Here is an 11,270-nt window from a genome sequence, read left to right on the forward strand (position 1 = left end):
GTCGGAGCCCTACCAGCGAGGGGGAGGGGGCGGCGGCGCGGGGGGAGCGGCAGGCCGTCGCGCCTTCCCCTTGATCATCATGAGCACTCCGCCCACGACGGCCAGGTACGCACCAAGGCCGATCACGCTGGTTGCGCTGACCTTTCCTCCCGGCCCCGCCCCCTGGTTGACGGCGTTCACGAAACGGATGGTCTGCACCACGAAGACCCCGCCGAACACCGTCGCCAACGTCCCCAGCGTGACGAGCGCGGCCCTCCGGACCGGGAGGCAGGCCAACAGAGCGCCGACGAGCCCGATCAGAACGACGAGGATGCCCACCTTCAGCCCGCCCTGACCCTTGAGCGGATCGATGAGGTAGCCGACCGGGACCTCGAAGGCGTTCGAGGACTTGCCGCCCTGGAACGAGGCGAACCACGGGAGCAGCGAGGAAACCGCCACCAGGATGCCGCCGATGAGGGGGACCACGCTGACCTTGAGGCCCCCCGTGGCTGTGGGAGCGGCCGCCGCGGCCTGGGGAGCGAGGACCGGACCCCCATAGCGGGGGGGAGGGTAGATCCCTGGAGACGGGTAGGCTCCTCCCGGAGGGTACGCGCCCTGCTGGGGGCCCCAGGCGACCGGGGGCTGGTACGTGGGCGGCGGAGGGCCGACGGCGTTCGGGGAAGCGTAGACCGGCGGCGGGTAGACCGGTGGTTGCGGGGCCGTAACGGGCGGATAGAGAGCCGGCTGGGGCGCCGAGATCACGTCCGGCGGCGGCGGGGGCCCCGGCATCGGGGCCGCCTCCATCACCGTCGGGCTGAGGTCCCCCCGGCCCCATGCCGGCTTGGCGGCCGAGGCCCGATACGTCAGGGTGACGCTGTCGCCGATCCGGATCTGCTCACCGTCGAGGAGGGCCTTTTGCCGGATTCGCCGACCCTCCGCGACCAGCCCGTTCATGCTGCCCAGGTCGACGATCTCGTATCCGGCACCGGACCGGCGAAGCTCGGCATGGCGGCGGGAGACGACCCGGTCGTCCACGAGGATGTCCACTCCGGGCTCCCGCCCCAGGACCAGCCGGTCACGATCCAGGGTGAACTCCTGGGTCCCCGCCGGCGTGGCGACCAGCAGATGGGGCGGCTGGTTGGCCTGGAGACGCTCCATCGCGGGGGGCCCGTCGCCGGTGAACTGGAAGCCGCAGCGCCCGCAGAAGTCGTAGTCCGCAGCTCGAGGTGTGCCGCACTGCGGGCAATAGCCGGTCGCTGACACTCACCCACCCCCCGGCGGACCCTATCGCCGGGTGAGAGCGGAGACAAGGCCGCCTCAGCCCAGCGCCAGGAGCAGGCCTCCCAGGGCGGCCACGTACGCGCCGGCTCCCAGGTTCGAGAACAGGCTTCCCACGGTGACGTGGTCGAACCGCAGCAGCTGGGCCACGAACGCCACCGGCACGGCCAGCGCGACCAGCCCCAGGAACCGTCGAGCGGGCGAGGCGGCCGGGAAGAACGACAGGACCAGCCCGAGCGCGGCCACCACGACCAGCGCGATGCCGGCGTTCGCGGCGGTGCTGCCGGCCTCCCCCTGGAACAGGAACGCCAGCGGGACCTTGAACGCGGTGAAGTGGAAGTCGAACCGGATCCAGGGCAGGAACGCACCGGCGGCCGCGGCGATGGCACCCAGCACGGCGACCGGGCGCGCCGAGGTTCGCTTGCCGGTGGTCGCCGGGAAGGGCGAGTAGGCCGGAGGGCTGGCGGGCCACATCGAGGCGGCCGGCGGCGAGGACGCGGAGGTGGGCGGCAGGGGCTGGGTCGGCGCCGTCGTCATGCCCGGCGGGACGTTCACGGGGACGGGTGGCGCGGGCGGGACCGCCGGGCCGCTCCAGCCGTATCCGGCGCCCTGGCCCAGCCCTGCCAGCCTGGTCCCACAGACCGTGCAGAACTCCGCTCCGGGCTGGACCGCCGAGCCGCAGTTCGGGCAGGTTCCGGACTGCATCTGCCTCCCCTAGTGGCTGATCGCGCGCTCGGACGCCCGAAGGCGCTCGGCCATCTTCTCCATGATGGAGTGGGCGATGGCCGGCTCGTGGTCGACCACCACGCGGAACCGCCGCTGTCCCAGCAGGAGCAGCTGGGTGTCGCTCTCCGCAGCAACCGTGGCGGTGCGGGGTCTTCGGCACATCAGGGCCATCTCCCCGAAGAAGTCCCCGGGGCCGAGCGTCGCCAGCTTGCGTCCGTTCCTGCTGACGCGGACGGATCCGGACACGATCACGAAGAAATCCCGGTCGAAGTCCCCCTCCCGGACGATGACCTTTCCAGGGGGGACCTCGACCTGGTCGGTCGCCGTCACGAGCGCCCGCAGCCCTTTCTTGGACACGCCCGAGAACAGCGGGATGCTGCCGAGCAAGCGCACGAACGCAGCCGGGATTCGGGCCATCGCGGCAGGGAGCGTACCCCAGCGGCCAGACCGGAGGGAAGCGAGCCTAGTTGACGGAGAGCAGCTTGTTCAGCCGGGCCATCTTGCCGACGTGCCGGTACATCCCGCGGACCTTGATGGTCCCCTTGAAGAGCTTGCCGGTGACCTCCCGGCCACCCTTCGTCATGTTGTCCGGGAGGCCGAACCGCAGCGGGACCGAGGACAGCTCGATGAGCGTCTCGGAGTCGGCCTGGACGAACAGGTTGGGCCGGCCCTGGACCCCGTTCGCCATGGCCACCCGCCCGGGCGCCATGGTGATCGTCACCGAGACGTCCGCGTCGGGAGCGGTGATCGCGATGACGGCGGGCTTCAGCAGCGCGGCCCGGTCCGGGTGTGCCTCCAGGTTCGCCTCGATGAGGCCGCCGAGCATGGCAGCCAGCCCGTTCGGTTCGGGATCGGTGTACTCGACCTTCGGGGGGGACGTGCTCATGGCTTCAACACCACCTTGGTGGCCTCCCGGCGCTCGAAGATCTCGTAGCCGTGCGGCGCCTCGGCCAGCGGGAGGGTGTGGGAGATGATGGGAAGAGGATCGATCCGGCCGTCCTCCACGGCCTGCATGGCCCGGTCCCACCACGTGTGCACGGGGCAGATCCCGCTGAACAGCAGCTTCAGGGTCCGGGTCCAGTACACGCCGAGCGGGATCTCGATCGACTCGGTGACGTACATCCCGACCACGGAGACCGTGCCGCCTCGGCGCACCACCTCGACCGCCGTCTCGAAGGCGCCGGTGCTCCCCACGGCCTCGATCACCACGTCGGCACCGCGTCCGTCGGTCATGTCGGACAGCGCCATCTGCGGGTTCCGCTCCCGGACGTTCACGGTGTCGGCCCCGACCTTCGCGGCGAGGGCCAGCCGGTCCGGCTCCATGTCCAGCGCCACCACCCGCCCCGCGCCGTGCACCAGAGCGCCTTGCACGGCGAAGAACCCGACGGGGCCGGCGCCCACCACGGCCACGGTGTCCTCTGGCTGGATGCCGGCGATGGCCGTCCCGTAATAGCCGGTGGTGAGGATGTCGCCCACGAACAGGGCCCGCTCGTCCTCCATGCCCTCCGGGATGCGCAACAGGTTGAAGTCGGCGTACGGCACGCGGACCTTCTGGGCCTGCGTTCCCCCCAGCCCGCCGCCGAACGGTCCCGCACCCAGGCTCCGGAAGTCGTCGCACAGCGCGGTCTGGCCGTGCTGGCAGAACCAGCAGTGGCCGCACACGATGTCGAAGGCGATCACCACGCGGTCGCCGGGCGCGAAGGCCTCGACGTCGGGGCCCACCTCCTCGACGACCCCCACACCCTCGTGGCCGATGCCGTCGCCCGGCGAGAGCGGCGCCTTGCCGTTGTAGAAGTGCAGGTCCGAGCCGCAGATCGCGGCCGTGGTGACCCGGACCACGGCGTCGTGGGACTCCTCGACGCGGGCGTCGGGTACGTCGGAGACGGCGACCTTCTGGATGTCCTCGTAGACGACGGCCTTCACTGGGTGCTCTGTCCCGCGCGCGCAGGCGACATCGCCGCTAGCTCGCGGCCTCGTCTGCGAACTCGGTCGGCACGGTCTGGGCCAGGTTCACCAGCTCGTTCGCGGCCTTGACATAGCGCACGATGGTGGGCAGGTCGCCCTTCAGCTTGAGCTTGCCCTGCATCATCCCCTTGACCGGGTCCAGCTCCTTCTTGATGACTTCCTTCCACCGGGAGTAGGGCGCGCGGATGATGAACTTGGCCTGCTCGCCCTTCTCCGCGGTCACGATCCCGCCGCCGCGGCAGTCGCCGTGCCACAGGTCGAGCCAGGCCCAGATCTCGTCCGGGACGCCCTTGTCGGGCTCGGGCTCCACCACGTAGGCGACGTCGCCCTCCCACGTGGCCGCGGCCTCCTTGTACTCCTTGGACTCGTTGACCCGCTGGACGTACTGCTGGAACCATTCCTCGCTCGGGAACACCGGCATGTCGGGGCCTCCTCCCTCTGGGCTGGGCGCGTCGTCCCAGCGAAATGCTACTCGCGAGTAAACCACGGGGCGTCGGCGGGGTTCCAGTTCGAACGGCCCGCCGCGCGGGTGGCCGCCAGCGCCCTCGCGGCCAGCTCGGGAAGGACCCGGCCGGCCGGCGCGGTGATTTCCACGTCGGCGGTGACCCAGGTCGGGCCGGGGCCGACGTGGATCACCAGCGCGCCCAGCTCGCGGGCCCTTCGGGGCAGCCCCGCCGCGGGCTCGACCTCGCCGGAGGTCCCCACCACCAGCATGGTCCGGCATCGCCCGGCCAGGCCCTCGGCTCGCTCGAAGTCACGGACCTGTTCGCCGAACGCGACCGTCCCCGGCCGGGTCGGGGCGTCGCAGTTCGCGCACCGAGGGAGAAGCGACAGCAGGCTGGGGACGAACGCGGTTCGCAGACCCCGGATGGCGTGGTCCAGCCCGGCCAGGAACTCCCTGCGGGGGACCCGCTCGGCGCACCCGCAGGCCAGACAGCGCCGCTCCAGGAGCGACCCGTGGATCTCCACCACCTGCTCGCTGCCGGCCTCCTGGTGCAACCCGTCCACGTTCTGGGTGAGGACGGCGTTCACCAGCCCGGCCCGCTCCAGCGTGGCCAGGGCGTGGTGGGCGGGGTTCGGCTTCGCGTCGGACATGGCTCGGCGCAGCGCCGCCAGGAACTCCGCCAGCCCGTCCGGGCGGGTCATGGCCTCCCGGGACAGTCCCTCCCACGTCCCGAAGCGGTCGGGATCGAAGCGGCTCCACAGCCCGCCGGGGTCGCGGAACGTGGGGATCCCGGACTCGGCGGAGATCCCGGCTCCGGTGAAGGCCACGACGTCCCCGCCGGCGATGGCCTCCGCCGCCCGTTCCACTTGAGACCCCCCCCGAGCCCGTCACGAGGTCATGCCTGCTTCGACAGGATGAGGGCGAACCCGATGGCGTTGAAGGTGGCGTGCGCGGCCATGTTCGCCAGGAGGTTCCCGCGCCGCTCGTACACGTACGCCAGGCCGAAGCCGACGAAGCAGATCACCACGATCAGCAGGATGGAGTCCTGCCACGGGCTCGGGCGGTAGTGGACCGCGCCGAACGCCAGGGCCGAGATGATCCCCGAGAACACGAACCCGTGGCGGTCGCGGAGCGAGCGGAACAGGAACCCGCGGAAGAACAGCTCCTCCGCGACCGGGGCGGTGACCAGGGTGAACAGCGCCGTCAGCACGAGGCCGGCGCCGTGGAGGTGGGCCGGGATCTGACGCGGCGTCCGGACCGACGAGCGGCCGGAGATGGCCTGGAGCGCCTCCACGATGAGGGGACCGATCCCCAGGACGGCGATGGCATAGATGGCCAGCCCGCCGCCCACGCCGTACAGCAGCTCCTTGGGACGGTGGACGTCCAGCCGGAGGGCGGGAATGGCGGCGCGATGGTTCGTGTACAGCCACAGGGCCACCGCGCCGGCCAGCCCCACGTCCGTTCCCAGCCCGAGGAGGGCCAGCTTCACCTGGTTCGAGCCGAACGGCGCCGCCAGGATGGCCCCGATGACCCCGCCCCCCACGAACCCCATCAGGCCGACCACGATGGCCTCGTACCACCTCCAGGTAGCTCGGGGGATGCCCTGGCCGGCAGGCGCGTCGTCCCTGCGCGAGGGAAGGTCCGGCCGCGGTGGGATCGGGTCGCTCATGTCCTCATGCCGGAACGGCGGGCCGGCCCGCTGGGGTGGGCACGGTCGACCGGCTCGTTTCCCACAGTGGCAGATACAGGATTCCCGCCACGGCCAGCCCCCATCCCAGCCCCACCGCGGCCGGGCCCGTGTCGTTCACCACGTACGCCACGATACTGGCCATGACCAGCACGATCAGGGCCGTCCGCCACTCCGGCCGGCGGTCGAACGCCAGGCGGAGGACCGGAGGCGGGCGCAGCAGCACCGCCAGCGTCACCGGCAGCCCCAGGACGGGAACGAACGCGAACGGGTCCCGGAGCAGGAGCCGCCACCCGATCAGCAGGCGATCACCGAGCGTGGCCACCACGTGGCCGATCCCGTTGCTGCCGGAGTTCTCCACGAACCGCGTGCCGTGTGTGGGCGTCGAGGCCAGCACGACCTGGGCGGCCAGCACCACGGCCATGCCCGCGACCACCACTCCGGCGGCCACGGCGGCGTCCCGCCACCGGAGCCTGCGGCCGGGGCGAAGGGGGCGAAGGACCAGCCACAGCGCCGCGGCGACCAGCAGGGTGAGCGCGCCCCCGAGGTTCGCCCCGAGGTCCGGAAACCCCACGAACAGCGCCAGGCCCAGCAGGAACAGGAATCCCGGGTACGGCCGCAGGATCGCCGCGACCCACAGGCCGGAGGCCATCAGCAGCCCGATCATGTTGTTCGGGAGGCCGTAGAAGCGCGCGCCGTCCAGCGCCGACCCGCCGAGCAGCGTGAACGGCGTGTCCGGCCACCCCTGCAGCGCCTCGACCACGAAGAAGGCGACGGCCGCCGCTCCGAGGGCCGCGGGAGGCATGAGCGAGCCATGGCCGGTGAGCGCAAAGGCGGCCACGCCGCCCGCGACGGTGACGGCGACCAGGAACGGGACCGTCCAGGCGTAGGTCTCGTGCGGGAGGCGCCCGGCCGCGAGCACGGCCACGCCGAGGGGCAGGGCCATGAGCGGAAGGGCGGGCGCGACCCGCTTCAGGCCCGGGGGGACACGCGTGCGCCACGCCAGGAGCAGCAGCGCGACGAGTCCCATTACCGTGACGGCGATCCCCGCCCCGATCTGGATCGGCACGGTGGCTCGGCGGTTCTCGAGATGCTTGGCGTGCAACGCGAACGGGGCCGGCCCATCGTCGAAGCGGATCGGCGACCCGTTCATATCCGGCGGAACCGCGATCCCGAAGAACCGCAGGATGGTCGGCGCCACGTCCTCGTTGGACACCACACCGACCCGCCGCGTGGTGTCCGAGGTCAGCGTGTGCATCGGCCCCGTCACCCGAAACAGCTCCGACGGCGACCCCTCCGCCAGCACGATCGGCGCCAGCTCGTCCTTGGCCCGGTCCATCGCGGCAGAGGGGCGCGCCTCGACAACGATGACCAACAGCCGCGGATTGGTCGAGATCGGCATGCCCAGGGGCCGGTACAGGCTCTGAAAGTAGCCACCCAGGGATCCCAGCATCCCGTGTAACCCCAGGGCGGTGGTGAACGTGTCGTCCTCGACGGTCAGTGCGCAATCCGGTGAGTCCGGCGAGGTTGGAGCGAAACTGGCCTGTCCCCATCGATCCATCGCCATGAGCAGGCCCGGACCCACGAAGCGCGAAGAATCCTGCCCGAGGCATGTTCGAAGCCCGTGCGCTTCGAGCACGGAGGCCAGCAGCCCGGGGATGGCCTGGCCCTCGTTCGCAGCAATATAGGCCGACAACTGCGGCAGAACGCGCTCCGATCCGCGAGACGAGCCTCTCACTCGAACCTCCGGGGCTGCGCTTCGGACACCGGTGCCGAGGGTCAGGTACGCCCCGGGGCCACGATCCCCGGCCACTGTGCGCGGGCTCATCAGCCCGGCCCCTCCGGCCCTGGCCAGGGTTCGGAGCAGGCCCCGGTTCGACCGCACGAGCTGCTCGAAGGAGGCCCCTCTGATCAGCAGCACCACGGCGTAACGCGTCGGTGTCGGTTCCGTGGACGCAGATACCGGAATGACCCCGATGACGAGCAACGCGGTGGCGAGCGGGAGGACGGCGAGGCGGCGGATCACGTGTAGACGGGTGAGCGTTCCTGCTCCCGCCTGACCTCCGCGCCCAGCGCGCAGAGCTTCCCCTCGAAGTCCTGGTAGCCGCGGTCGATGTGGTAGACGTGGGCGATCTCGGTCACGCCGTCGGCGGCCAGCGCGGCGATCGCCATTGCGGCGCCGGCCCGGATGTCCAGGGCCCGCACCGGCGCGCCGGAGAGCCGCTCCACGCCTCGGATCACCGCGTGGTGCCCCTCTGTGCGGATGTCCGCGCCCATCCGGTTCAGCTCGTCCACGAACATGAACCGGCTCTCGAACACGTTCTCCGTGGCGATGCTGGTTCCCCTGGCCACGGACAGCATGGCCATCATCTGAGGCTGGAGATCCGTCGCGAATCCGGGGTAGGGAAGGGTCACGAAGTCCACCGCGCGGGGCCGGTCGTCCATGCGGACCCGGATCCCGTCCGGCTCGTCGTGCAGCTCGGCGCCCGCCTCGCCCAGCTTCGACAGCGCCAGGTCCAGGTGGTCGCTGCAGGCGCCCCGCAGCAGGACGTCGCCGCCGGTGGCGCACACGGCGATGGCGAACGTCCCGGATTCCACGCGGTCCGGGATGACCCGGTGGCGTACCGGCGAGAACGAGTCGACGCCTTCCACCTCGACCGTCGTCGTCCCGGCGCCCCCGATCCTGGCTCCCATCTCGGACAGGAAATCCGCCAGGTCGACGATCTCGGGCTCGCGGGCTGCATTCTCGATCACCGTGGTGCCCCGAGCGCCGACCGCGGCCATCATGAGGTTCTCCGTGGCGCCGACGCTCGGGAAGTCGAGCGATACCACCGCGCCCCGCAGCTGGCCCGATGCCTTCAGGTAGCCGTGCTCGTGCTCGAAGCGAGCCCCCATGCGCTCCAGGCCCCGGGTGTGCAGGTCAATCTTGCGGGAGCCGATGTTGCAGCCACCCGGCATGGCCACGGTGGCGCGGCCGTGGCGGGCCAGCAGCGGCCCCAGCACGATGATGGACGCCCGCATGCGCTGCACCAGCTCGTACGGCGCCTCCTGGGAGGAGACGTCCGTCGTGTCGATCTCGACCGCCCCGTCGTCCCACCGTACGGTCGCCCCCAGGTGCTCCAGCACCTCCACCATCGTCGAGCAGTCCACGATGCGGGGGACGTTCTCCAGGACCGTGCGCCCGTCCGCGAGGAGGGACGCCGCCATCAGCTTGAGCGCCGAGTTCTTGGCGCCCCCGATGGGCACGACACCCTGGAGCCGGCGGCCGCCGGTGACGACGAGCTTGTCCATGTACGCCGTGATTCTAGGTTCCCGGATGCGGTTCGGACCGAACATCCGGCCCGGGAGTTCCTCGGCTCTGGTGCTCAAACTTCCTGGCCGTGCGCGGCGATCCGTTCCTCGTCGAGCTCGATCCCCAGGCCCGGACTCTCGGGAAGCGTGACGAACCCATCGGAATCCACCCGGACGGGCTCCGTGAGCATGGCATCGCGGGCCTCCGGCACCCACCCGGGCGGGTCGATGGGGTACTCGCACCACGGCTCCTGGGCCACCGCCCCCATGACCTGGAGGTTGATCCGAAGCCCGATGCCGTTCGTCCACGTGTGCGGCGAGAAGCCGATCCCGGCGGCCTCCGCCATCGACGCCACCTTGCGCGCCATCAGGATCCCACCGGTGAGGGTGGCGTCCGGCTGGAGGACGTCCACCGCCCGATGCTCGATCATGTCCCGGAACCCGTGGAGGTCCGAGAGCATCTCGCCGGCCGCCAGCGGGACGGTCGTGCGCCCGCGAAGGGCGGCGTAGCCCCGGTAGTCGAACTGGTCCAGCGGCTCCTCCAGCCAGGCCACCCCGAACTCCTCCAGCGCTCTCGCCGTCCGGACGGCTCGGGCCAGGTCCCATTCCGGGTAGGGACCGAACCCGTGCACCCGCCACCCCTGGTTCGCGTCGACCATCAGGGTCAGATCCGGCGCGGCCTCCCGGACCGCGCGGACCACCGCCAGGTCCTCCTCCACGGTCATCCACCGGATGCGGAGCTTCACCGCGGTGAATCCCTGCTCTCGGAGCGCCTGGACGTCGTCCACGCGGCGAGCCGGTTCGCGGAGCTCCCCGGTGGACGCGTACGCGCGGACCCGCGAGCGCGCTCCGCCCAGCAGCCGCCACACCGGCAGGCCGGCCTTCTTCCCGATGATGTCCCACATCGCCGGCTCCAGGTGCCAGGCCCGCAGGCCGAGGGAGCGGGTGGCCGTGCGCAGCAGCTTGAACACGTCCTCCACCTGGGTCGGATCCCGCCCGGTCAGGGTCAGGCGCAGCAAGGTGGCCAGGCCCCGGGCCTCGTCGGCGATGAGCGGCGAGGCCGACACGCCCTCGATGCCCTCGTCGGTCTGGACCCGGTAGATGGCGCAGCCGTTGGTGGTCGATGGGAATCCGGCCAGCCAGGACGGCTGGAACGGGGCCGGAAGCGGAAAGTGGCACAGGTGCAGCCGAATGCCCGTGATCTTCATGGAAGCCTCCCGCCGGCCGCCGTGCCGGTGCCGATCCCTGGGGCCAGCCTAGGAGCCCGGCTCGACGACCCGGATGCGGGCCTCGACGACGGCGAGCTCGACCCGGACCTCGTCGGTGGGCTCCTCCCGGAACCGCCGTTCCAGGTCCTCCCGGCGCGACCGCTCCCGGCCTGCGTCGATCTCCGAGGCCAGCAGCGCGTGCTCGGCCAGGACGTCCACGCGGTCGTCGTTCACGTGGAGGAACCCGCCGTCCACCGCGGCACGCTCCTCGTTCCCGCCGTCCTTGATCCGAAGCGGCCCCGGCGCGAGCACCGCCAGGTACGGCGCGTGGCCGGGCAGGATGCCGACCTCGCCGTCGGCGGCACGGGCCACGACCATGTCGGCCTCGCCCGTCCACACCTCGCGCTCCGGCGTGACCACGTGCACCTCGAGCCGGTTCTCCGCCATGGGTGTCACACCCCCCTGCTAGCGTCCACGCCGAGGCGCCCGGGTAGCTCAAATGGAGAGAGCACCGCCGTCACGCAGCGGGAGATCCGGGTTCGAGTCCCGGCCCGGGCGCCCTCTCCGAAAGGAGAGGTCCGACTCGAGGTGGCTGAACGGCGGCTAGGCCACCTCCTCTCCACTGATAGACTTCGAACTTGCGTGACGGCGGTGATCGGGACCCTGGGTCCCGATGAGCTACCCGGGCCAG

General features: G+C 71.4%; 12 protein-coding genes and 1 tRNA gene. 1 reads left to right on the top strand and 12 read right to left on the bottom strand.

Annotation, left to right across the window (positions count from 1 at the left end):
* Positions 1–9 precede the first annotated feature (9 nt).
* The 12 genes from M3Q23_01590 to M3Q23_01645 form a co-directional block, all read right to left on the bottom strand.
* Positions 10–1,242 carry an FHA domain-containing protein gene (locus M3Q23_01590; protein ID MDP9340804.1) on the bottom strand — a complete coding sequence of 411 codons (1,233 nt, stop codon included), beginning with the start codon at positions 1,240–1,242 and terminating at the stop codon, positions 10–12.
* A gap of 54 nt (positions 1,243–1,296) precedes the next feature.
* A complete protein-coding gene (locus M3Q23_01595) occupies positions 1,297–1,962 on the bottom strand; it encodes a zinc-ribbon domain-containing protein (GenBank protein MDP9340805.1) in 666 nt (221 codons plus the stop codon).
* 9 nt (positions 1,963–1,971) lie between these two features.
* On the bottom strand, positions 1,972–2,400 hold the full coding sequence (locus M3Q23_01600; protein MDP9340806.1) for a cyclic nucleotide-binding domain-containing protein: 429 nt from the start codon (positions 2,398–2,400) through the stop codon (positions 1,972–1,974).
* A 46-nt stretch (positions 2,401–2,446) separates the two neighbouring features.
* A complete protein-coding gene (locus M3Q23_01605) occupies positions 2,447–2,869 on the bottom strand; it encodes a hypothetical protein (protein MDP9340807.1) in 423 nt (140 codons plus the stop codon).
* Positions 2,866–3,906 carry an alcohol dehydrogenase catalytic domain-containing protein gene (locus M3Q23_01610; protein MDP9340808.1) on the bottom strand — a complete coding sequence of 347 codons (1,041 nt, stop codon included), beginning with the start codon at positions 3,904–3,906 and terminating at the stop codon, positions 2,866–2,868. The genes M3Q23_01605 and M3Q23_01610 overlap by 4 nt, the downstream gene beginning before the upstream one ends.
* Positions 3,907–3,943: 37 nt before the next feature.
* A complete protein-coding gene (locus M3Q23_01615; protein ID MDP9340809.1) occupies positions 3,944–4,369 on the bottom strand; it encodes an SCP2 sterol-binding domain-containing protein in 426 nt (141 codons plus the stop codon).
* A gap of 47 nt (positions 4,370–4,416) precedes the next feature.
* Positions 4,417–5,259: an NAD-dependent protein deacylase gene (locus M3Q23_01620; protein ID MDP9340810.1), complete on the bottom strand. Its 843-nt coding sequence runs from the start codon at positions 5,257–5,259 to the stop codon at positions 4,417–4,419.
* A 29-nt stretch (positions 5,260–5,288) separates the two neighbouring features.
* On the bottom strand, positions 5,289–6,062 hold the full coding sequence (locus M3Q23_01625) for a CPBP family intramembrane metalloprotease (GenBank protein MDP9340811.1): 774 nt from the start codon (positions 6,060–6,062) through the stop codon (positions 5,289–5,291).
* A gap of 4 nt (positions 6,063–6,066) precedes the next feature.
* Positions 6,067–8,106 carry a hypothetical protein gene (locus M3Q23_01630; protein MDP9340812.1) on the bottom strand — a complete coding sequence of 680 codons (2,040 nt, stop codon included), beginning with the start codon at positions 8,104–8,106 and terminating at the stop codon, positions 6,067–6,069.
* On the bottom strand, positions 8,103–9,371 hold the full coding sequence (gene murA / locus M3Q23_01635) for a UDP-N-acetylglucosamine 1-carboxyvinyltransferase (protein ID MDP9340813.1): 1,269 nt from the start codon (positions 9,369–9,371) through the stop codon (positions 8,103–8,105). The genes M3Q23_01630 and murA overlap by 4 nt, the downstream gene beginning before the upstream one ends.
* Positions 9,372–9,445: 74 nt before the next feature.
* Positions 9,446–10,579: a mandelate racemase/muconate lactonizing enzyme family protein gene (locus M3Q23_01640; GenBank protein ID MDP9340814.1), complete on the bottom strand. Its 1,134-nt coding sequence runs from the start codon at positions 10,577–10,579 to the stop codon at positions 9,446–9,448.
* Between the two features lie 48 nt (positions 10,580–10,627).
* Positions 10,628–11,026, bottom strand: a complete 399-nt coding sequence (locus M3Q23_01645; protein ID MDP9340815.1) for a F0F1 ATP synthase subunit epsilon — start codon at positions 11,024–11,026, stop codon at positions 10,628–10,630.
* 37 nt (positions 11,027–11,063) lie between these two features.
* On the opposite strand from M3Q23_01645, the gene M3Q23_01650 reads away from it, so the two are divergent.
* Positions 11,064–11,137, top strand: a tRNA-Val gene (locus tag M3Q23_01650).
* Positions 11,138–11,270: the final 133 nt, after the last annotated feature.

The organism is Actinomycetota bacterium (assembly GCA_030774015.1).
GTDB lineage: Bacteria > Actinomycetota > UBA4738 > UBA4738 > JACQTL01 > JALYLZ01.